We start from the raw sequence: 21921 nt of genomic DNA on the forward strand, positions 1-21921 counted from the left end.
CGGGTGAGTGCGAACCGCCCCGAACCGGGAACACCGATGGTCATGGCCTGGCGCAAGTGGGACGGCTCGCCGCACTGGAACAACCACGTCGTCTACCTGGGCGCCGACGGGTGGGGAGACTGGGTCGGGCAGCCGATCGGCTGGCGCAGCCACCGACCCGGTGCCGATTTCATCGCCGAGTCGCCGAACGTCACACTCGTGCCCCGCGATCACAGCGACTTCGCCCTCACGGTGCACCGCGGGCACCCCCGCGACCTGCGGGTCTACATCGACCTGGCGTGGGACGTGCGCTGGCGCGACGATCTCCTCCCGTCGACGGCGATCGACATGGACCTCGACGTGGTGCGCCGCCTCAACGCGCAGGGCACCTATGTCGACGACCGCGACGAGTGGGCCGAGCACAGCATCCGGTACGGCTACCCGGTCGAGGTCGTGACCCACCTCGAGGCCCGCGCCCTCGAACTCGAGCAGCAGGTGCGCGCGCAGCTGGCCCCGTTCGACGACGCCACCGCCGACCCGTGGATCGACCGCCTCAACGCCTTCGGCCTCGACCGCTGACGCCCGCCACAGGCCCCCCCCCGCCTGCCGCCCGCCCGATACGAACCGGGGGCCAACACTCCAGATGTCGGACGGGATGCGGGGATCCGGCCGACATGTGGAGTGTCGGCCCCCGAAAGGTAACCCCCCCCGGAGAACATCACGTCCGACGCGTCGCGCCGCCCCGAACGCCGCCGCCGCGCGCGACGGATAGGCTGTACGGGTGAGCAGCATCCGCCTGGTCGCCGAGACCCGCGAGATCCCACCCGTCGGGGATCTGCTGGCACACACCTCCGCCGTCCGGCCCCTGGCCTGGCTTCGTCGTGGCGAGGGGATCGTGGCCGCAGGCGCCGGGATCGCCGCCGCCGTCCGCGTCCCGGCGGGCGCCGGACGGCTGCGCAGCGACGTCATCGCCGACACCTGGCGTGAGATCACCGCCCGCGCCGACATCGATGATCAGGTGCGCCTCCCGGGCACCGGGCTCGTCGGCTTCGGTGCGCTGGTCTTCGACGAGGACTCGTCATCCGACAGCGTGCTGCTCGTGCCGCAGACGGTGATCGGGCTGCGCGACGGACGCAGCTGGGTCACCCGCATCCGTCCGGCATCCGACGCGGATTTCGCTCCGACTCCCGACCCGGTCGTCTTCGGCCCGCACTGGGCAGGCCGCGTCGGCCCGGGCGCGCAGACGCCGCAGGGGTATCAGGATGCCGTGCGCCGTGCGCTCGACGAGATCGCCGCGGGCGACTACAGCAAGGTCGTGCTCGCCCGCGATCTGACCGGCACGGTGCCCGGCGACGCCGACCTGCGCCGCCTCGTGCGCGCGCTGTCGACCGGGTATCCCGACACGTGGACGTTCGCCGTCGACGGTCTCATCGGCGCGAGCCCCGAGACGCTGGTCACGTCGCACGAGCGAGTGGTCACGGCGCGCGTGCTGGCGGGTACGGCGGCGCGGGGGGCCGATCCGTCGGAGGATCACGCGGCGTCCGCCGCGCTCGCCGGCAGCGGCAAAGACCTCGACGAGCACCGGTACGCGGTGCAGAGCGTTCTCGCCGCGCTCGATCCGCACACCGGCACGCTCGATGCCGACACCGAGCCGTTCGTTCTCGAGCTGCCCAATCTCTTCCACCTCGCGACCGACGTGGCGGGGCGCCTCAGCGACGGCGCGTCGTCGCTCGATCTGGTCGGGGCGATGCATCCCACCGCCGCGGTCGCGGGCACGCCGACGGATGCCGCGATCGCCGCGATCCGCCGCATCGAGCCGTTCGATCGGGGGCGCTACGCCGGACCGGTCGGGTGGATCGACGCCGCCGGGGACGGCGAGTGGGCGATCGCGCTGCGCTGCGCCCAGTTCGGTGAGGCACCCCGCACGGCATCCGGTGCGAGGCGGGTCACGGCGTACGCCGGTGCGGGCATCGTCGCGGGCAGCGAACCGGAGTCGGAGCTGCTCGAGACACGCGTGAAATTCCGACCGCTCGTCGACGCGCTCGCGTGATCGTCTTCTGCGCGCCCGCCGTGCCGTCACTCCCTGTCGCGAAGGTAGGGTTGAGTACGTGACTTCAGGCCCCGCGACCCCGGGCACGCGACTGGCGAGCCGACTCGGCTTCAGCGACCGCATCTTCCTCGGCCCCGGCGCGCGCCGGGTCGCCTCGCGCATCGAGGCCGGTCTCGACCTGGTCGAGGCGGGGATCGCCGAAGAGGTCAAGGTCGCGGACTCCATCGCGGATGCCGCAGCTCGCTACCTCTACGAGGCCGGCGGCAAGCGCATCCGGCCGGTGCTCACCCTGCTCACCGCTCAACTCGGCGACGGTGGCACGCCAGCGGTGATCGACGTCGCCAAGGCGCTCGAGCTCACGCACCTCGGCTCGCTGTACCACGACGACGTCATGGACGGCGCCGACACCCGTCGTGGCGTGCCCGCAGCGCACGCCGTGTGGGGCAACAACGTCGCCATCCTCACCGGCGACATCCTGTTCTCGCGCGCGAGCCAGATCATGGCCCGGTACGGCGACCGTGCGATGCGCCTGCAGGCCGACACGTTCGAGCGGCTCGTGCTCGGCCAGCTGCGCGAGACGGTGGGGGCGCAGCCCGACGACGACCCGATCGACTTCTACATCCAGGTGCTGGCCGACAAGACCGGCTCGCTGATCGCCGCGGCGACGCAGGGCGGTGCGATCTTCTCGAACGCGCCGGCCGAGTTCGAAGAGCCGCTGCGCGTCTACGGCGAGAAGGTGGGGGTGGCGTTCCAGCTGCTCGACGACGTGATCGACCTGTCGGCCGACGCCGAGGAGACCGGCAAGGTGCCCGGCACCGACCTGCGCGCCGGTGTGCCGACGATGCCGTCGCTGCTGCTGAAGACGAGTACCTCCCCCGACGACGTCGACCTCGCACGCCGCATCGATGAGGGTGTGGCGCGCATCGCCGAGGGCGCGGACCCCTCGGTGCTCGACGCACCGCTCGCCGCGCTGCGTGACAATGACGCCACCACCCGGACTCTGACTCTCGCCCGCACGTGGACGGCCGACGCCGTCGCCGCGCTCGCGCCGCTGCCCAAGGGCACCGTGCGCGACGCGCTGACCCGCTTCGCGGAGACACTCGCTGATCGCAGCAGCTGACGGAAGGAACCCTATGACGAAGCTCAAGCTGGCCATCGTCGGGGCGGGACCGGCAGGCATCTACGCCGCCGACCTCCTGCTCAAGGCAGAGCGCAGGTTCGATGTCTCCATCGACCTGTTCGAGCAGCTGCCCGCACCCTACGGTCTGGTCCGCTACGGCGTCGCCCCCGATCATCCGCGCATCAAGGGCATCATCACGGCGCTGCGCGACGTGCTCGACCGCGGCGACATCCGCCTGTTCGGCAACGTGCGCTTCGGCACCGACATCACGATCGACGACCTCAAGCGCCACTACAACGCCGTGATCTTCGCCACCGGCGCCGTGCGCGACTCGTCGCTCGACATCCCCGGCATCGACGCCGACCACTCGTTCGGCGCCGCGGAGTACGTGAGCTGGTTCGACGGGCATCCGGATGTCCCCCGCGAGTGGAGTCTGGATGCCGAGTCGGTCGGCGTCATCGGCAACGGCAACGTCGCGCTCGACGTCGCGCGCATGCTCGCCAAGCACGCCGATGACCTGCTGGTCACCGAGGTGCCCGACAACGTCTACCAGGGCTTGAAGGCCAGCCGCATCACCGACGTGCACGTGTTCGGCCGTCGCGGCCCCGCGCAGGTGAAGTTCACCCCCCTCGAGCTGCGCGAGCTCGGAGAGCTGCGCGACGTCGACATGGTCGTGTACGACGAGGACTTCGACTACGACGAAGCGTCGCGTCAGGCCGTCACCAGCAACAAGCAGGTCATGGTGATGGATCGCGTCATGCAGTCGTGGCGCAAGCTCGACTCGGCGAACAACTCAGGCGGCGCGGCGTCCCGCCGCCTGCACCTGCACTTCTGGGCCCGCCCCGTCGAGGTGAAGAAGGACGAGAACGGCCGCGTCGCGGCGCTCGTCTACGAGCGCACGAAGTCCGACGGCGCCGGCGGCGCAGTCGGCACCGGCGAGCTGCGCGAGGTGCCGATGCAGGCTCTGTACCGCGCGATCGGCTACTTCGGCTCGCCGCTGCCCGGTGTGCCGTTCGACAAGAAGCACGGCGTGATCCCGAACCGCGAGGGGCAGGTGCTCGAGACGAAGTCGAACCAGCGGGTGCCCGGCATCTACGCCACCGGCTGGATCAAGCGCGGTCCGGTCGGCCTGATCGGCCACACCAAGTCGGATGCCATGGAGACCGTGCGCCACCTCATCAACGACCAGGGCTCGTGGTGGCAGCCGGAGGATCCGTCCGACGAGGCCATTCCGGCGCTGCTCGCCGAGCGTGGCGTCGCCTGGACCGACCTCGACGGCTGGCACCGTCTGGATGCGCACGAGATCGAGCTCGGCGTCCCGCACGAGCGTGCTCGCGTGAAGCTCGTGCCTCGCGACGAGATGGTGCGCGTCTCGCGCGGGGAGTGAGCTCGCGCGCCCGCTAGGTTGAAGGCATGGCCGAGTGGGTTCCCGATGTCCTCGGTGAGGGCTTCCAGCAGCTCACGCTGCCGCTGGGAGACGACGTCGAGGGCCAGATCGTCGCGACCGTCGTGCGGGCGCTGCCGGACCCCGTCCCGTGGTGGCGGCCGGGGGGCGATCATCGACCGCTCGCCGACGTCGACGTGCTCTACGTGCACGGCTGGTCGGACTACTTCTTCCAGAAGCGGCTCGCCCGATTCTGGACCGATCGCGGTGCGCGGTTCTTCGCACTCGACCTGCGCAAGTACGGCCGCAGCCTGCGGCCGGGCCAGACACCGGGATACGTGACAGATCTCGCGGAGTACGACGCCGACATCGCGGCGGCGCTGACGGCCAGGGGGGATGCCGGGGGGCGGCGTCTCGTGCTGCTCGGCCACTCCACCGGCGGGCTGATTCTCAGTCTCTGGGCTTCGCGGCATCCGGGAAAGGTCGACGCGGTGGTGCTCAACGCCCCGTGGCTGGAATTCCAGCTCGGTGCGGCGCGGGCGGCGATCACCCCGATGGTCGAGCTGCAGGCGCGGCTGCGTCCGATGGACGCGGCCCCGCAGGTCGACCTCGGTTTCTACACGCGGGCGCAGCGTGAGGTGGCCGACCCCGACGATCCGGTCGACGTGAACCCCGAATGGCGGCCGGAGCAGGCGATGACCGTGCACGCCGCCTGGCTGAGCGCGGTGCTCGCCGGGCACGCCGCCGTGTCACGGGGGCTCGACATCGAGGTGCCGATCTGCGTGCTGCTCTCGGCGCGATCAGCCCTGCCCACGCGATGGTCGGACGAGCTGACCTCGGCCGACAGCGTGCTCGTCGTGGAGGACATCGCCCGAGCCGCTCTCAAGCTCGGTCGCTCGGTGACCGTCGAGCGGCTCGATGGCGCGCTGCACGACGTCTTCCTGTCGCGCCGTGATGTGCGCACCGAGGCGTACGCGCGCCTCGACCGCTGGGCGCGCGGCTGGGCGCTCACCTCCGTCAGGTGATCCAGTACATCTGCCGGCATGCCCGCTCTGCGGCATCCGCATCGCCGCGTCGGAACGCGTCCTCCAGATCGGCGCACGCGGTGATCACCGACGGACGTCGCTCGACGGGCACCTCGTGCGTCTTCAGGGCGCGGGCGAGCGCGAGGGCGACCTCGTCGATCAGCGCCTGCTGCAGCGCGTTGCCCGAGCGCGCGGCCAGATACTCGAACAGAGCACGGCGCGCGCTCGCGGTCGCGGCGGTGTCCGACACATCGGCGGCCACGGCGCGAGTGAGTCGACAGACCGCCTTCACCTCGCCCGGTGTCAGGAGCGGGCAGGCGAGGCGCGCGGTGATGCTTGCCTGCAGCCCGGCGAAGACGTGCGCCGTCTCGACCTGATCGGACGTGATCGATGAGACCTCGGTGTACCTGCTCGGGTACATCGTGACCATCCCCATCCGCTCCAGCCGCTGCAGCGCCTCGCGCACCGGGGTGCGCGACACCGACAGCTCGACGGCCAGCTCGCTGTCGCGGATCCGCGCTCCCGGAGCGAGCTCGCCGCTGACGATCCGCTCACCGATCAGGTGGAACAGCCCTTCGGCGAGCAGCTGCTTCTTCGCCGCGAGATCCGCTCTCTGCGGTCGTTGGACGTCGACCATATGTCTCTCCCCAATACGCCTGACGGCGTCCCCCGGGTTGCCCCATACAACCCATACACCGGCATTCTACCCAGGGGTGCGACACGGCACCGTCGTGACGCCAGTTCGATGCCGCCGAACGGTCGAGGTCAGGCGGGAGAAATCCAGAAGTCCGGATGCCGCGCGCCGGCGGCGCCCGACGTCAGCGGTAGTTGATGAACTGCAGGTCGATGTCGAGGTCGCTGCCCTTGAGCAGCGCGATCACGGACTGCAGGTCGTCGCGGCTCTTCGACTGCACGCGCAGCTCGTCGCCCTGGATCTGGCTCTTCACGCCCTTCGGGCCCTCGTCGCGGATGATCTTGCCGATCTTCTTCGCGTTCTCGCTCGAGATGCCGTCCTTGAGGCTCGAGGTCAGGCGGTACTCCTTGCCGCTCGCGACCGGCTCACCCGATTCGAGGCTCTTCAGCGAGATGCCGCGCTTGATCAGCTTCGACTGGAACACGTCGAGCACGGCGTTCACGCGCTCCTCGGAGTTGGCGACGATCACGATCTGCTCGCCGCTCCACGAGATCGAGGCGCCGGTGCCCTTGAAGTCGTAGCGCTGCTCGATCTCCTTGCGCGCCTGGTTGAGAGCGTTGTCCGCCTCCTGGTGGTCAACCTTGGAGACGATGTCGAACGAAGAGTCAGCCATGACTACCACCATAGAGCGTCGGTTGCACAGGCTGGAGGGCCTGCATCACTTGTCTTTCTTGCCGTTCCCCTTGCCGTTCCCCTTGCCGTCGCCCTTGCCGCCGCGCTGGCCGTGAGCAGAGTCGCTCTTGCCGGCGGCCTTGCCTGAGTTCGTCTCGGGCGAGCTTCCCGAGTCGTTCCCCGGGCCGGCATTCGGGTTGCCGCTCGGGTTGTCCGCCGTCGCGTTGTCCGCCGTCGTGCTGCCCGCGGTCTGCACCTCGGACTGGTCGGGCTCGGCCTGCTGCACCGGTTCGACAGGTGTCTCGGCGATCGGCGTGGTGACCGGCTGATCGGCATCCGGAGCAGCGGGCGTCTCCGCGACCTGCGCGGGGGTGATCGTCGGCGTCGGCGAGCCCGCCGGCCAGGCCATCCACCCGCCCGCGAGCACGACCGCCGCCGCGGCAGCAGCGGCGAACGCGCCCATCGTCCGACGACGCAGGGGCCGACGCTCCTGAACGTCGGGAGTCGTCGCCGACGCGATCTTCGGCGCCACCGGAGTGGCGATGGAGACCGCCGGCAGCGCCTTGGTCGTTCCGGTGACATCGTGCGGCACTCCGGTCGTGTCGTCACGGGCATCCGCCGACATCATCGACACCTCGTGCACGACCTCGGCCGCCGTCGGGCGCTGGTCGGGCTCGCTGTGGGTCATCCGGCGCAGCAGGTGCACCCACTCGGTGCCGAGCTGGTCCGGGATGCTCGGTTCGCTGACCAGCCGGGCGAGCGCGGTCTGCACGTCGCGGGTGCGCGGGAAGGCGGGCTCGCCGGTGAGCGACTCGAGCAGCACCAGGCCGAGCGAGTAGATGTCGGCGGCAGGCGTGATCGGATCAGCCCGTACCTGCTCGGGCGCCATGTACGCGGCTGTGCCGATCGCGATCCCCGGTGAGGTGCGCCTCGCCTCGTCGGGGTGGAAGGCGATACCGAAGTCGGTGAGCTTGGCATTCCAGCCTGCGTCGCCGTCGGCACGCGCGAGGAGTACGTTCGACGGCTTCACGTCGCGGTGCACGATGTCGCGCTGGTGCACGACCCGCAGTGCGTCGGCGAGGTCGCGACCGATCGCGGCCGCCTCGCGACCGCTGAGCGGACCCCGCGTGAGATGCGTGGCGAGCGTCGGGCCGTCGATGAACTCCATCACCAGATAGCGGGGGTGGGGCAGATCGAGCTTGGCGTCGTAGAGGGCGACGAGCGAGGGATGCGAGAGGGATGCCAGCAGCGCCGTCTCACTGTGCACCCGCTCGGATTCCAGCGGCATCTCGTCGTCAGCGCGCAGCAGCTTGATCGCGACGGTGCGCCGCAGCAGCATGTCGTGGGCGCGATAGACCATCGCGGTGCCGCCCCTGCCCACGCATCCGTCGAGTCGGTACCGCCCGTCGAGGAGGGGAGCGGTGGCCTCATCGTCGATCGTGTCCATCGGCAACTCCGCAATCCGTCACGACTCGGGCGCCGTGACCCTGCTCACGCTAGGCGCCGCGCGCGCGGCCGTCTTGCGCCTTGACGACGGTGTCTGAACGTGCAACGGGCGGGGAGCGGCATCCCCGCCTCCTGCGGCAGTCAGCGGAGCCGGGAGCGCGCGGCGAGGGATGCTCGTCTCGGGCCCGTCCTCGGCATACGGTGAGGGCATGGCAGCACGGGTCGGAGGGCGCAACCTGGCGATCACGTGGATCGTCGGCTTCCTGTGCGCGGGAATCGTGGGCGCCCTGGTGTGGCTGTCGCTGCCGGCGGGGCCCGGACTGCTCTACCTGGTGGGTCAGCTGATCGACGGCACAGTGCCCCGCTGATGCGCCCGGGGCTGCGCCGAGCGCCTGGCCGCGCAACCGGACATCACCAACACATCGGCACGCCTTCGCGGTGTGAAACGTGCGGGGAGTTAGCCTCGGGGTGCATCTACGACGAGAGGCGAACCCATGAGTGACCCCGAGGTTCCGAAGAACGAGCAGCACGACGACGTCGACGACGTCGTCGGCAGCGCCAACGAGGGACTCGACGCCGCTGCCGCTGCACGCGCGGGTGTGCCGAGCACGGATGCTGCGGCGACGCCCGCCGACCCCGACATGGAGGCGTTCGCCGCCGCGGAACGCGATCACCCCGGCACCTTCGGTGCCGCTGAGCACGTCGAGTCGCGCGAAGGCTTCGAGCGCTCGACCGAGGCCCGCGGCTATGACGCTGCGCGCCGCGATGACGGACCCTTCGCCTCGCGTTCCGCTGCCGCGGACGTCGACCGTGCGGATGCGCCTCGCGCCGACGTGGCCGGAGTCGACGAGCACCGTGTCGACGAGCAGCGCGTCGACGAGGCCGGGGTCGACGAGCACCGTGCAGACGAGCACCGCCTTGACGAGCACCGCCTTGACGAGGCCGGGGTAGACGAGCACCATGTCGACGAGCACCGCGCTGCAGTCGCCAGCAGCGAGCTGCGCGACACCACGGCATCCGTCTCTCCGACCGAGAACCACGACCCCGACGCGACTCGGGTGATCGACGCCGACCGCGTTCACCACCACACCGTCGCCGACGACGCCTACGCGACCTCCTCATCGGATGCCGAGACGCGGGTCGTCCCGGCAGAGCCGGTCGCACCTCCCGCCGCGCCGCAGCCGATCTTCGTGCAGGCGCCCGAGCCGCCCCGCGAGCTGGGCAACCGCGGCACCGCGGGCGCCATCGGCCTGGTGGCGGCGGTCGCGTTCGCCGTCCTCTATCTCGCGGCGATGCTCGGCTTCGGGGCCCTGCGCGGCGACGTGAGCGTCGAGAACATCGGCACGTCCGCGCTCGAGCCGCTGACGACCTGGGCGTTCTGGGTTCCGGTGGTCGTGTTCTTCCTCTCGTTCTGGCTGCTCGGCGCCTTCATCAATCGTGCGCGCTGGGGCAAGTGGGTCATCTTCGGCGTGTTCGTGGCCATCGCGACCTACGGCGGCTACATCCTCGGGCAGCTGTTCCAGGCACCGTTCTGGCGGGTGACCGCGACCGAGTCCCTCGAACTGGTGAACGAGCAGGTGCTCGCGCCGCTCGCCATCGCGTCGTTCATCTTCGCCCGCGAGCTCACGATCTGGTTCGGCGCCTGGGTCGCGCGAAGCGGGGCCAGGAAGAAGGTGCTCAACGCGGAGGCGCAGGCGGAGTACGAGCGCACGCTCGAAGCAGGCCCCGCCGCGCTGCGATGAGCGTAGTCTGACGGCATGACCCTCAGAGACCCCCACGGCCCCGTGCCGGAGGGGGTCTCTGCATTTCTCGCCGGAGTGGTGGGCACGGTCTGCTTCGGCGCCTTCGCCATTCTCGGACTCGGGATGCTGTCGTACTTCGCCGACGTCGACATCATCTCCGTCGAGGGGCTCACCCTCTGGCCGGGGGTCGCGGGCATGGCCGTCGCGATCGCCGTGTTCGCGCTGCTGCTGGCGTCGGTGCTGCGCCGGCCGCTTCCCCCGTACGGAGCGATGGTGCTCGTGGCGCTGGCCACGGCGCTCATGCATCTCGCCGCCGTGTGGCTGTCGGCCATGGCCGGCGGTTCCGGACTCGCCCACGCATCCGCCGCCGCCTCGCAGATCGTCGTGCGCGGATCGAGTCTCGTCATCATCGTCGTCGCCCTGATCGCCGGGTGGATCGCCGTCGCGCTGCGGCGCTCACGCTCGGGCACCCCGCGGTGGCCGTGGGAGCGCAGCGACTCGGAGTGACCCCGGAAGACGCGCCGCCCCTCGCGGAAAGCGTCCCTGCGCGGCATCCCGGCCCTACTCTGTATTCGTGGAGAGGTCGCTGGAATCCCTCGTCGACCAGGCCGTCGAGGCCTGGCTGCGCTGGGTGCCGCGCTGGGCGCCGGCGACGCACCGCGGCCGGGTGGCACCGTGTCGTCGCTGCCTCGGCTCTCCCGTGCTCTCCGCCGTCGGCATCGGCGGAAACGTGCCGCACGGGGTGCAGCACGGACTCTCGACGCGGATCAAGGCGATCGTCGACCAGGCCGTCGCCGAGTACACGGCACACAACCTCCCCATGCTCCAGGCCGAGCTCGACCACCAGGCGGCCAGGAATCGGTCGCGTGCCTACCGTCCCGCCGAGGGCCTCGAGCCCGAATACGAGGGGATGCCGCTCGACCCCGACCCCGTCCCAGGGGCTCCGTTCCTCTTCACCGTCGCGGGCATGGCCGACGACGCGGCCGCCCAGCTGCCCCCGCTGCCCCCGCTGTCCGACGAGGCCAAAGCCGCGCTCCGTCAGGAGGTCGCGCTCGCCGACGAGTACGCCAACATGATCGGGCGCGAGATCTGCGGACTGCTGCTGCGGCACCGGCTCCACGTGCAGGCGGCGATATCGCAGTACGTCGAGCCGCAGATCGAGGCCATGCTCGCCGAGCTCAGCGAAGCGCTGGACTCGCCCTTCGACCCCGATACGCCGTAGCACAGCATCCGATGCTCATTTGACCGCCGCCCCCGCGGCGTCTACACTTGACCGTGTGTGTGCACGACTGTGCGCGCATGCAGGGCGCCGACACCGTCGGTTCGCCTCCACGGCATACCCATCACACCAAAAGCCCGACTCCTCTGTCGAGCCGGTGGGTCATGATGTGAAACCCATCACGCTGTCACCGTGCAGCACTATGAGGAGAGAACGTGCCAACTATTCAGCAGTTGGTTCGCAAGGGACGCTCGCCTAAGGTCACGAAGACCAAGGCGCCCGCCCTGAAGGCGAACCCGCAGCAGGCAGGCGTGTGCACCCGCGTGTACACCACCACCCCGAAGAAGCCGAACTCGGCGATGCGCAAGGTCGCTCGTGTGAAGCTGCGCAACGGCACCGAGGTGACCGCCTACATCCCCGGTGAGGGCCACAACCTCCAGGAGCACTCGCTGGTGCTCGTCCGCGGTGGTCGTGTGAAGGACCTCCCCGGTGTCCGCTACAAGATCGTCCGTGGTGCGCTCGACACCCAGGCAGTCAAGAACCGTAAGCAGGCTCGTTCCCGCTACGGCGCGAAGAAGGGCTGAGACAGATGCCTCGTAAGGGACCCGCACCCAAGCGCCCCGTCGTCAACGACCCCGTATACGGCGCCCCGATCGTCACCTCGCTGGTGAACAAGATCCTCGTCGACGGCAAGAAGTCGCTGGCCGAGTCGATCGTCTACGGCGCCCTCCGCGGTGTCGAGGCGAAGAACGGCCAGGACGCCGTCGCCACCCTCAAGAAGGCGCTCGACAACGTGCGCCCCACCCTCGAGGTCCGCAGCCGCCGCGTCGGTGGCTCGACCTACCAGGTTCCCGTCGAGGTCAAGCCGCACCGCGCGAACACCCTCGCGCTGCGCTGGCTGGTCAGCTACGCCAAGGGTCGTCGTGAGAAGACGATGACCGAGCGTCTGCAGAACGAGATCCTCGACGCGTCGAACGGTCTGGGTGCCGCGGTCAAGCGCCGCGAGGACACCCACAAGATGGCCGAGTCGAACCGCGCCTTCGCCCACTACCGCTGGTAAGGGGCCGAGCGGATGCCGCCACCGCGGCATCCGCTCCCACTCTCTGTTCGTTCCTGAACCATCCCGGAGGAACCCCCGTGGCACAAGAAGTGCTCACCGACCTGAGCAAGGTCCGCAACATCGGCATCATGGCGCACATCGATGCCGGCAAGACCACCACCACTGAGCGCATCCTGTTCTACACGGGTGTCAACCACAAGCTCGGTGAGACCCACGATGGTGGCGCGACCACCGATTGGATGGAGCAGGAGAAGGAGCGCGGCATCACGATCACGTCGGCCGCCGTGACCTGCTTCTGGAACAAGAACCAGATCAACATCATCGACACCCCCGGTCACGTCGACTTCACGGTCGAGGTCGAGCGCTCGCTGCGCGTCCTCGACGGCGCGGTCGCCGTGTTCGACGGCAAGGAGGGCGTCGAGCCCCAGTCCGAGACCGTGTGGCGTCAGGCCGACAAGTACGACGTCCCGCGCATCTGCTTCGTCAACAAGATGGACAAGCTGGGCGCCGACTTCTACTACACCGTCGACACCATCGTGAACCGCCTGGGCGCCAAGCCGCTCGTGCTGCAGCTCCCGATCGGCGCTGAGAGCGACTTCGTCGGCGTCGTCGACCTCATCCAGATGCGCGCACTGGTCTGGCCCGGTGACTCCAAGGGTGACGTGACCATGGGTGCCTCGTACGAGGTGCAGGAGATCCCCGCCGACCTTCAGGAGAAGGCCGAGGAGTACCGTCAGCAGCTGCTCGAGACCGTCGCCGAGACCGACGACGCCCTGCTCGAGAAGTTCTTCGGTGGCGAAGAGCTCACCATCGACGAGATCAAGGGCGCCATCCGCAAGATGGTCGTCGCCAACGAGATCTACCCCGTGCTCTGCGGCTCGGCATTCAAGAACCGCGGCGTGCAGCCGATGCTGGACGCGGTCGTCGACTTCCTCCCCAACCCCCTCGACGTCGGTGCCATCGAGGCGCACGACCCGAAGGACGAGGAGAAGGTCATCGAGCGTCACCCCGACGCCAACGATCCGTTCTCGGCGCTCGCCTTCAAGGTCGCGGTGCACCCGTTCTTCGGTCGCCTGACCTACGTGCGCGTGTACTCGGGTCACCTCGACTCCGGCTCCGCCGTGGTCAACTCGACCAAGGGCAAGAAGGAGCGCATCGGAAAGATCTTCCAGATGCACGCCAACAAGGAGAACCCGGTCGACTCGCTCACCGCGGGCAACATCTACGCCGTCATCGGCCTGAAGGACACCACCACCGGTGACACCCTCGCCGACCCGGCAGCCCCGGTCGTGCTCGAGTCGATGACGTTCCCGGAGCCGGTGATCGAGGTCGCCATCGAGCCGAAGACCAAGGCCGACCAGGAGAAGCTGGGTCTCGCGATCCAGAAGCTCGCTGAGGAGGACCCGACCTTCCGCACCGAGCTCAACCCCGAGACCGGTCAGACGACCATCAAGGGCATGGGCGAGCTGCACCTCGACATCCTCGTCGACCGCATGAAGCGCGAGTTCCGCGTCGAGGCGAACGTCGGAAAGCCCCAGGTGGCCTACCGCGAGACGATCAAGAAGATCGTCGAGAAGCACGACTACACCCACAAGAAGCAGACGGGTGGATCGGGTCAGTTCGCGAAGATCCAGTTCAACATCGAGCCGCTCGACCTCGACGGCGAGAAGACGTACGAGTTCGTGAACTCGGTCACCGGTGGCCGTATCCCGCGCGAGTACATCGGATCGATCGACGCTGGTTTCCAGGATGCGATGAACGTCGGCGTCCTGGCGGGCTACCCGATGGTGGGCGTCAAGGCGACCATCGTCGACGGTGCTGCTCACGACGTCGACTCCTCGGAGATGGCGTTCAAGATCGCCGGTTCCATGGGCTTCAAGGAAGCCGCACGTCGCGCCAACCCGGTGCTGCTCGAGCCGCTGATGGCGGTCGAGGTGCGTACTCCCGAGGAGTACATGGGCGATGTCATCGGCGACCTGAACTCGCGTCGTGGCCAGATCCAGTCGATGGAGGACGCCCAGGGCGTCAAGGTCGTGCGTGCATCGGTTCCGCTGTCGGAGATGTTCGGCTACATCGGTGACCTGCGCTCGAAGACCTCGGGTCGCGCCGTCTACTCGATGGAGTTCGACAGCTACGCTGAGGTTCCGCGCGCTGTTGCGGATGAGATCATCCAGAAGGCCAAGGGCGAGTAAGCCCTTCTCCGGGTCTTCGACAGGCTCAGCAGCCCAGCTGGGTTCCTGAGCCTGTCGAAGAGCCGGTACCCCACAACTTCACATTCACTCTCTACTAAACTGAGAAACCGAAATCCGTAGGGAGCCGGTCACAATCCAGTGCCCGGCCATCTCTACACGAACGTCCTGAGGAGGACCCAGTGGCCAAGGCCAAGTTCGAGCGGACCAAGCCGCACGTCAACATCGGAACGATCGGTCACGTCGACCACGGCAAGACCACGCTGTCTGCCGCGATCTCGAAGGTGCTTGCAGACAAGTACCCGTCGGCCACGAACGTCCAGCGTGACTTCGCGACGATCGACTCGGCTCCCGAGGAGCGTCAGCGCGGTATCACCATCAACATCTCGCACATCGAGTACGAGACCCCGAAGCGCCACTACGCGCACGTCGACGCCCCCGGCCACGCCGACTACGTCAAGAACATGATCACCGGTGCCGCTCAGATGGACGGTGCCATCCTCGTGGTCGCCGCCACCGACGGCCCGATGGCTCAGACGCGTGAGCACGTGCTGCTCGCCAAGCAGGTCGGCGTGCCGTACCTGATGGTCGCGCTGAACAAGTCGGACATGGTCGACGACGAGGAGATCCTGGAGCTCGTCGAGCTCGAGGTTCGCGAGCTGCTCTCGTCGCAGGGCTTCCCCGGCGACGACGCTCCCGTCATCAAGGTCTCGGCTCTCGGCGCCCTCAACGGCGAAGAGAAGTGGGTCGACTCGATCGTCGAGCTCATGCAGGCCGCTGACGACTCCATCCCGGACCCCGAGCGTGACCGCGACAAGCCGTTCCTCATGCCGATCGAGGACGTCTTCACGATCACCGGTCGTGGAACGGTCGTCACGGGCCGCGCCGAGCGTGGCACCCTTGCCATCAACTCCGAGGTCGAGATCGTCGGCATCCGTCCGACGCAGAAGACCACGGTCACCGGTATCGAGATGTTCCACAAGCAGCTCGACGAGGCATGGGCCGGCGAGAACTGCGGTCTGCTGCTCCGCGGCACCAAGCGCGAGGATGTCGAGCGCGGACAGGTCGTCGTGAAGCCGGGTTCGATCACCCCGCACACCAACTTCGAGGGCACTGCCTACATCCTCTCGAAGGACGAGGGTGGCCGTCACAACCCCTTCTACACGAACTACCGCCCGCAGTTCTACTTCCGCACCACGGACGTGACCGGCGTCATCTCGCTGCCCGAGGGCACCGAGATGGTCATGCCCGGTGACACCACCGACATGTCGGTCGAGCTGATCCAGCCGATCGCCATGGAAGAGGGCCTCGGCTTCGCGATCCGTGAGGGTGGCCGCACCGTCGGCGCCGGCACGGTGACCAAGGTCAACGCGTAAGCATCTGCTTCTCGAAAGAGGGGTCGGACCTTCGGGTCCGGCCCCTCTTTGCGTGCACTGCTGCAGGCCGCGCCGCAGCGAGCAGGCGGAGGACATCAGCGACAAGGTGCTCGACGAGATCGCCGACTTCGCGAAGAAGGTCGCTCCTGGAGCGGCGGAGCAGATCGACGACATCCGGGACAATGCCGACGGGGCCGTCGGCAACGAGTGACCGTCGCGGGCCAGTCCCGCACCGTCTAGGGGGTGCTGCGCATTCTGGCGCAGCACCCCTTTTCCGCGCCCGCGTGCGGTCGCGCCCCCTCGAAGCTCAGGATCACCTCAGCGGAAACCGTTGTCCCCCATTCGGGGGACAAGAGAAACCTCAGGGTTCGCGCGTGTCCCCCATTTGGGGGACACGCTCGTGTGACAATGGATGCAGCTTCACCGGAGTTCCTAGAGCCGCTGTCGCCCGCGTCGTCGGGGCCGGTTCCTCCGCGAAGCGCGCCATGGGGGCGCATCCACACAAGGGGAGTAATCGTCATGAACAAGACCACCAAGGGAACCATCGCCGTCGCGGCCGCCATCGCTCTGCTCATGGGCGGCGCGGGCACCCTCGCGTACTGGCAGGACTCGGCCACCGCCGCTGCGGCGACCATCACCACCGGCAAGCTCGACGTGGAGATCCCGAAGGGCTGCGAGTGGAAGGTCACGAATAGCGGCGCAAGCGCGACGATCAACAAGATCGCCGACTTCCGCATGGTGCCGGGCGACACCGTCACCTGCACGGTAGGGTTCAGCACCCTCGCCACGGGCGACAACCTCCAGGCCAAGGCTGAGATCGATTGGGCCGGCCACGGGGAGCTGCCTGCGGAGATGGTTGCGACGGCCTCCGGCACCTACAACAACGCAACGATCAACGCCCTCAGTTTCGATGTCGCCAAGGGCGCCGCGGGCGGGCAGTTCCTGTTCTCACTGAACTGGCCGCTCGGCACCACCCCGTCGCAGGCCGGCATGGGCAAGCAGATCGATCTCGCTGCGGCCACGGTCACCGTCTCGCAGAAGTGATCCGTCGAAGACCATGACCTCCCCTGCTCGCCGCCGGCCGCTCGGCGCGACGCTCCTCGTCACAGGAGCGGTCGTGCTGGCGGTCGTCGGTGCGCCGGGAACCATGGCGTTCCTCTCAGCGCAAGCAACCGTGCCGGGCGCCACAGCGATCACGACCGGAAGCGCCCAGCTGTCCATCAGTGCGGTCGCCGCTCAGAACGCCGACGCGGTGCATCCTGGCGGGCCGGCCACTCGACTGCACCCGACGGCTGCGCCGTTGGTCATCAACACCGGTACGGTACCGCTCGCCCTGTCGATCAGCCCGACGACGCCGGACGCTGCGGCGCCGCTCGCGCGCGCGATCCAGGTTCACGTCGCACTACAGGCCTCGCCCTCGTGCGCGACGACACCGCCGGCGGGTGCATGGGTCGGCGCGGTGGGGGCGAACAGCACGGTGCTCGCCGTGCTCGTGCCGCAGCAGTCGCTGACGCTGTGCGCGTGGCAGCAGCTGCCGGCCACCGCGTCTGCCGGCAGCCAGGGCCAGGCCGCGCCACTGACCCTCGTCCTCAACGGAGCCCAGCAATGAGCGTTCTCGGTTCACGCCGCTCCTGGGCGGCCGGGCTTGCCGCCGCCGTGCTCGTGGTCGTCGCTGCACCGACTGCGGCGTTCGCATATTGGACAGCTGCCGCTCAGACCGCCGCCAGCGCGCGCAGCGCATCGTTCGCGATAACGGGACCTTCCGACATGACCGCGACGCTGGGAGGCACAGCGGCGAACCTCGAGGGCTTCACGGGATCGAGACTGGTCGAGAGCACGATCAGCAATTCCGGGGGCGCACCCTGGGCCAGCGTGGACATCGCCCTGTCGTCGACGCAGGCGTTCGCATCGCCCGCTCTGGTCCGAACCCGTGTCGCCGTGGCGTCGGCTTCCGCGGCGTGTCCGGCGCCGACATCGGATGCCTACGTCGTCACTCCCGCCACCGGCACGGTGAACGTCGCCAGTCCGGCCGCGGCGCTCGCGCCGGGAAGCACGGCCAGAGTCTGCGTCGACGTCACCTATTCGCGCATGTCGCTGGTGAATCGGGGAACATCGGCGAAACTGACCGTCGTCGTCACTCCTCGTCTGCACAACTGGGCGGCCGCAGCGAAGCCGGCATCGCTGACGCTGAGTGCGCCGACAGCAGGAGTCGCTCAGTGCACCTCCGGCTCGGGAGCGCTGGGCAGTGCGAAGGTCTCGTTCATCGCACCGTCCACGGGCACATATCGCTTAGTCGTCAACGGCAGGGATGAAGCGTCGAGATCCTTCACCGCAGATGCCATCGCCATCTTCGAGCTCGGCGCGAAGTGGTTCGACTTGGCTGACAAGAGCGTGCTGGTCCAGTTCGAGGCGCCGTCCGGCACGCGCTCGAACATCGCCGACGCCAAAGTCAGCCGCAACTTCTTCGGAGCCGTCACTTGCGCGGGCTGAAACGCGGCACACTGTCCATCGCTCCCACGACCGCCGAGAGGAGATCCGAATGACCTTGCTGACACGAACCGCCGCACGCGAAGCCACGGCGGACGCGGGCCGATCGCCCCAGGCCGCAGCCCCCGAGCGGTGGTGGCGTCCGATCCTCGCAGGCTTCTCCTGGGCGCTGCTCGCCGCAGTCGTTGCGATCGCGGCCGCGGTCATCGTCGTTCCGACCCTCTTCGGCGCGAAGACGTTCGCCGTGCTCACCGGATCGATGGAGCCGACGTACCCGCCCGGCACCCTTGTCGTCGTGCAGCCCACGGCGAGCGATGAACTCCAGCTGGGCGACGTCATCACTTTCCAGCTGCGTTCGGGTGAGCCCCAGGTGGCCACGCATCGCATCGTCGGGGTCGGGTCGGATGCGACGGGGGACCGTCTGTTCGTGACGCGAGGTGACGCCAACAACGTCGATGACGAGACGCCCGTACGGCCGGTGCAGGTGGTCGGCAAACTCTGGTACTCGGTGCCGTACATCGGCTGGATCAACAACGTGTTCACCGGCGTCGCGCGCGCGTGGGTGCTGCCGGCCGTGGCAGCCGGGCTGTTCGGCTACGGCGTCGTGACGATCGTGAGAGGGCTGCGCGAGCGGACCGGCAAGGGCGTCGCCTCGACAGGCTCAGGATCTGCGCATCTTTGACCCCGCCGCCCCACGACGGTGCCGTCGGCTGTCATGCCGCGGGTTAGATTCGAGTAATGACGTTCCTGGCGTCGGATGCCCCGACCGCGCTGCGACACGTAGGCGACAGGGCTGTTCTGCTCAACCAGGTCCTGCTCGGCACCGCCGTGCTCCTCGCCGTGCTCCTCTCGCTCGCGATGGGAGCCGTCGTCGGGGTCGACGCCCTGATGCTCGGCCTGACGCTGATCTTCATCGCGACGGGGGCCGCGATCCTCGTCCCGTGGCAGCGCAGCCCGGTGGGACTCGTGCTGCTCCTGCCGCTGATCGACATCGGCGCGGTCATGCTGCTGACACTCTCGTCCCCGGCATCCGGATTCCCGCTGCTGTGGCTCTTCCCCGCGATGTGGGTCGGTTCGACGCTCGGCATGCTCGGAGTGGTCGGAGCGACCGTCGTGGTCACCATGCTCTACTGGGCGTCGATCGTCCTCGTCGACGCGCCTCCTCTGCTCTCGGCGTTCGTGGTGTTCCCGATCGTCGTCGCGGGACTGGCGACGATCGCCGCGGTCGCGTCGTGGAGATCCGGTGCGCAGCGCGTTGTGCTCGAGAAGCAGTCGCGTGAGCTGCGACGGGCAGTGGATCGCGCCAGAGGCCAGGAGGAGCTCGTCACCGAGGCGCTGGATGCCGTCGACTTCGGGCTCATCCGCCTGACGGCGAACGGCGATCAGGTCGTCGCGAATGAAGCCATGGCCCGTCTGCACTCCGCCATCGGCGACACCGACGTACTGCAGCCGTTCGCCTCGGACGGGCTGACCCCGCTCGCCGACGACGAGCTCCCTCTCGCCCGCGCGCGACGAGGGGAGGAGATCGACCGCACTCTCGTCTGGTTCGGCGCCCCCGGTGACCTCGCCCGCCGCTCGCTGCAGTTCAGCTCACGCCGTCTCACCGGGAAGAACATCATGCACGACGGGCTGATCGTGGTGGCCCAGGACACGACCGCGGAGGAGCTCGCGCTGCGCGCACGGGAAGACCTGATCGCATCCGTCTCGCACGAGCTGCGCACCCCGCTGACCTCGATCACCGGCTATGTCGAGTTGGTCCTCGACGATGAGACCCTCTCCGCCTCGTCGCGGCGCAGCCTCGAGGTCGTCGAGCGCAACGCCGCTCGGCTGCTCGCCATCGTGTCGGATCTCGTGGCCGCATCGGCGATGTCGCGCATGGGGGTGTCCCTGTCGATCAGACCCGAGCGCACCGACCTCACGGCGCTCGCCGCAGCCTCCATCGAGTCGGCGCTGCTGCCCGCGGCGGAACGCGGCATGGCCATCGAGATGCTCGCGGACGGCCCGGTCTGGGCCCACGTCGACGCGCACCGCATCCGTCAGGTGATCGACAACCTCGTCTCGAACGCGGTGAAGTACGGCAGAGACCGCGGTCGAGTCGAGGTCGAGGTGCGTGCTGAAGCCGATCGGGTGGCGCTTGCGGTTCGCGATGACGGACCGGGCATCCCCGCCGGCGAAGTGCCGCGACTGTTCGAGCGGTTCTTCCGCTCCGCGCTCGTCCGGCAGTCCGTGACGCACGGCAGCGGACTCGGCCTGTCGATCAGCCGCGACATCGTCGTGGCGCACAACGGCTCGCTCACGGTGAGCACTGTTCTCGGCGAGGGTGCCGAGTTCACGATGTCGCTGCCGTCGCCGGCAGCCCGGGAGGAGACCTGATGCAGCTGGATGCATACACCGTCAACGTCCTCGTGTCTGTCGCGGCGCTCTCCGCTGCGGTGATGTACCTGCTCGAGACCCTGCTGCGTCAGGAGAGCCGGGCAGGTCAGCTGTGGGCGGTGGCGTATCTGTTCGGCATCCTCACCGTGATCGCGTACCTGGTGTGGATGAAGGTCGACGAGCACCTTGTTCCGCTCGCCATCGGCAACGGGGCGCTGGTCGGCACTGTCGGATGCCTCTGGCTGGGATGCCTGCGGCACAACGCGCACCGTCTGCTGCGCCCGAGCATGATCGTCGCAGCCGCCGTCCTCATCTCGGTCGCCGCCGTCTTCGTCGAAGGCGCAGCAGCAGGTGAGTGGGCTGGCGCCGCCGCGACGTTCGCGGGCGTGGCCGTCTTCGCGCTGCTCGGCGCCGCCGAGTCACGACGCGGGCGCAACGGAGACACCCCTGAGACCATCGGCCTGACCGTCGTGCTGATCGTGGGCGGCATCTACTACGGCGCGCGCAGCGCGGTGTTCATGATCCTGGGCCCTGCCAGCGACGTCTTCCGCGCGTGGTTCGATTCGAGCAACACGGGGATCCTGACCATCGTGCTCCTGATCGTCGCGCTGGTCACGACGACCACGCTCCGCAACAACGCGGTCGTCTTCGGAGAGGGCAGCAGCGAACTGAGCCTGACGGGCGACGGCCTGCTGACCGCACGCTCGTTCTTCGTCATGGTGCAGCGGATCATCGAGGTCGACCGCGAAGAGGAGCGCACGCTGGGCGTGATCGCGTTCCGCGCCGACGACCTCCCGCAGATCGGCATCGCGTTCGGGGCGAGCGAGCAGGAGGCGGTTATGGCCCTGTGCCGCGAGTCGCTCCGGCGCTACGCGCCCGCGATGGCGCCGGTCGGCGAACTCGGACCGAACGCCCTCGGGCTCGCCGTCGAGGCCGAGTCGCCGTCTGCGGTGCGGCGGATGGCGAGCCGCATCCAGAGACGGATGCTCGATGATCTGGCCGATCGCGGCACTGCCGTGATCCCGGTGATCGGTGTCGGCGTCGCGGTCGCCGACACCTACGGCAAGGATGCACGCGCTCTGATCCGTGCGGCGTTCGACGCCGCGGGACGCGCGACCACGAGCCTCGACGCGTCGGTCGTGATCGCGGAATGAGAACCAGCGGC

Annotated in this window: 23 protein-coding genes; 20 read left to right on the forward strand and 3 right to left on the reverse strand. The window is 68.8% G+C overall.

Translation table 11 applies throughout. The annotated features are described in order from the left end of the window. Positions 1-3: 3 nt before the first annotated feature. The 5 genes from ACWGSM_RS05475 to ACWGSM_RS05495 all read left to right on the forward strand — a co-directional run bounded on the left by ACWGSM_RS05475 (position 4) and on the right by ACWGSM_RS05495 (position 5558). Positions 4-558, forward strand: a complete 555-nt coding sequence (locus tag ACWGSM_RS05475) for a DUF402 domain-containing protein (RefSeq protein WP_452321949.1) — start codon at positions 4-6, stop codon at positions 556-558. Positions 559-760: 202 nt separating this feature from the next. After that, the gene (locus ACWGSM_RS05480; RefSeq protein WP_452321950.1) at positions 761-2029 is read left to right on the forward strand and encodes an isochorismate synthase; all 1269 of its coding nucleotides are present in this window, start codon (positions 761-763) and stop codon (positions 2027-2029) included. Between the two features lie 58 nt (positions 2030-2087). Beyond that, the gene (locus tag ACWGSM_RS05485; protein ID WP_452321951.1) at positions 2088-3149 is read left to right on the forward strand and encodes a polyprenyl synthetase family protein; all 1062 of its coding nucleotides are present in this window, start codon (positions 2088-2090) and stop codon (positions 3147-3149) included. Between the two features lie 13 nt (positions 3150-3162). After that, positions 3163-4536: an FAD-dependent oxidoreductase gene (locus ACWGSM_RS05490; RefSeq protein ID WP_452321952.1), complete on the forward strand. Its 1374-nt coding sequence runs from the start codon at positions 3163-3165 to the stop codon at positions 4534-4536. Positions 4537-4562: 26 nt separating this feature from the next. Next, positions 4563-5558 carry an alpha/beta hydrolase gene (locus tag ACWGSM_RS05495; RefSeq protein ID WP_452321953.1) on the forward strand — a complete coding sequence of 332 codons (996 nt, stop codon included), beginning with the start codon at positions 4563-4565 and terminating at the stop codon, positions 5556-5558. On the opposite strand, the gene ACWGSM_RS05500 is transcribed toward ACWGSM_RS05495, so the two are convergent. The 3 genes from ACWGSM_RS05500 to ACWGSM_RS05510 form a co-directional block, all read right to left on the reverse strand. Beyond that, positions 5551-6195, reverse strand: coding sequence for a GntR family transcriptional regulator (locus ACWGSM_RS05500; protein ID WP_452321954.1), 645 nt, complete (start codon positions 6193-6195; stop codon positions 5551-5553). The two genes, ACWGSM_RS05495 and ACWGSM_RS05500, sit on opposite strands and share 8 nt — an antisense overlap. A 181-nt stretch (positions 6196-6376) precedes the next feature. Next, a complete protein-coding gene (locus tag ACWGSM_RS05505) occupies positions 6377-6865 on the reverse strand; it encodes a YajQ family cyclic di-GMP-binding protein (RefSeq protein ID WP_271639493.1) in 489 nt (162 codons plus the stop codon). A 45-nt stretch (positions 6866-6910) separates the two neighbouring features. Further along, positions 6911-8311, reverse strand: a complete 1401-nt coding sequence (locus ACWGSM_RS05510) for a protein kinase domain-containing protein (RefSeq protein WP_452321955.1) — start codon at positions 8309-8311, stop codon at positions 6911-6913. A gap of 208 nt (positions 8312-8519) precedes the next feature. Between ACWGSM_RS05510 and ACWGSM_RS05515 the strand changes: the two genes are divergently transcribed. From ACWGSM_RS05515 to ACWGSM_RS05585, 15 genes are all read left to right on the forward strand, one after another. Further along, on the forward strand, positions 8520-8678 hold the full coding sequence (locus ACWGSM_RS05515; RefSeq protein WP_452321956.1) for a hypothetical protein: 159 nt from the start codon (positions 8520-8522) through the stop codon (positions 8676-8678). A gap of 126 nt (positions 8679-8804) precedes the next feature. Next, positions 8805-10052, forward strand: a complete 1248-nt coding sequence (locus ACWGSM_RS05520; RefSeq protein WP_452321957.1) for an ABC transporter — start codon at positions 8805-8807, stop codon at positions 10050-10052. Between the two features lie 15 nt (positions 10053-10067). Then, on the forward strand, positions 10068-10559 hold the full coding sequence (locus ACWGSM_RS05525) for a hypothetical protein (RefSeq protein ID WP_452321958.1): 492 nt from the start codon (positions 10068-10070) through the stop codon (positions 10557-10559). 67 nt (positions 10560-10626) lie between these two features. Beyond that, positions 10627-11274 (forward strand): spermidine/putrescine ABC transporter substrate-binding protein, encoded by a 648-nt coding sequence (locus ACWGSM_RS05530; RefSeq protein ID WP_452321959.1) that lies wholly within the window; start codon positions 10627-10629, stop codon positions 11272-11274. A 212-nt stretch (positions 11275-11486) separates the two neighbouring features. Next, positions 11487-11855 (forward strand): 30S ribosomal protein S12, encoded by a 369-nt coding sequence (rpsL, locus tag ACWGSM_RS05535; RefSeq protein ID WP_018187369.1) that lies wholly within the window; start codon positions 11487-11489, stop codon positions 11853-11855. A gap of 5 nt (positions 11856-11860) precedes the next feature. After that, positions 11861-12331 carry a 30S ribosomal protein S7 gene (gene rpsG / locus ACWGSM_RS05540; protein WP_017201608.1) on the forward strand — a complete coding sequence of 157 codons (471 nt, stop codon included), beginning with the start codon at positions 11861-11863 and terminating at the stop codon, positions 12329-12331. 77 nt (positions 12332-12408) lie between these two features. Further along, positions 12409-14523, forward strand: coding sequence for an elongation factor G (fusA, locus tag ACWGSM_RS05545; RefSeq protein ID WP_452321960.1), 2115 nt, complete (start codon positions 12409-12411; stop codon positions 14521-14523). Between the two features lie 179 nt (positions 14524-14702). Further along, positions 14703-15896, forward strand: a complete 1194-nt coding sequence (gene tuf / locus ACWGSM_RS05550) for an elongation factor Tu (protein WP_452321961.1) — start codon at positions 14703-14705, stop codon at positions 15894-15896. 52 nt (positions 15897-15948) lie between these two features. After that, positions 15949-16107: a hypothetical protein gene (locus tag ACWGSM_RS05555; RefSeq protein ID WP_452321962.1), complete on the forward strand. Its 159-nt coding sequence runs from the start codon at positions 15949-15951 to the stop codon at positions 16105-16107. Between the two features lie 308 nt (positions 16108-16415). After that, positions 16416-16940 carry an alternate-type signal peptide domain-containing protein gene (locus ACWGSM_RS05560; RefSeq protein WP_452321963.1) on the forward strand — a complete coding sequence of 175 codons (525 nt, stop codon included), beginning with the start codon at positions 16416-16418 and terminating at the stop codon, positions 16938-16940. Positions 16941-16953: 13 nt separating this feature from the next. Next, complete coding sequence (locus ACWGSM_RS05565; protein WP_452321964.1) at positions 16954-17505, forward strand: hypothetical protein; 552 nt, start codon at positions 16954-16956, stop codon at positions 17503-17505. After that, on the forward strand, positions 17502-18386 hold the full coding sequence (locus ACWGSM_RS05570) for a hypothetical protein (protein ID WP_452321965.1): 885 nt from the start codon (positions 17502-17504) through the stop codon (positions 18384-18386). Before ACWGSM_RS05565 ends, ACWGSM_RS05570 begins: the two co-directional genes overlap by 4 nt. 49 nt (positions 18387-18435) lie before the next feature. Next, positions 18436-19065, forward strand: a complete 630-nt coding sequence (locus tag ACWGSM_RS05575) for a signal peptidase I (RefSeq protein ID WP_452321966.1) — start codon at positions 18436-18438, stop codon at positions 19063-19065. A gap of 56 nt (positions 19066-19121) precedes the next feature. Further along, positions 19122-20756 carry a sensor histidine kinase gene (locus ACWGSM_RS05580; protein WP_452321967.1) on the forward strand — a complete coding sequence of 545 codons (1635 nt, stop codon included), beginning with the start codon at positions 19122-19124 and terminating at the stop codon, positions 20754-20756. Next, the gene (locus ACWGSM_RS05585; protein ID WP_452321968.1) at positions 20756-21910 is read left to right on the forward strand and encodes a hypothetical protein; all 1155 of its coding nucleotides are present in this window, start codon (positions 20756-20758) and stop codon (positions 21908-21910) included. Before ACWGSM_RS05580 ends, ACWGSM_RS05585 begins: the two co-directional genes overlap by 1 nt. The last annotated feature ends 11 nt before the right edge of the window (positions 21911-21921 follow it).

Source organism: Microbacterium sp. NPDC055521 (assembly GCF_053619695.1).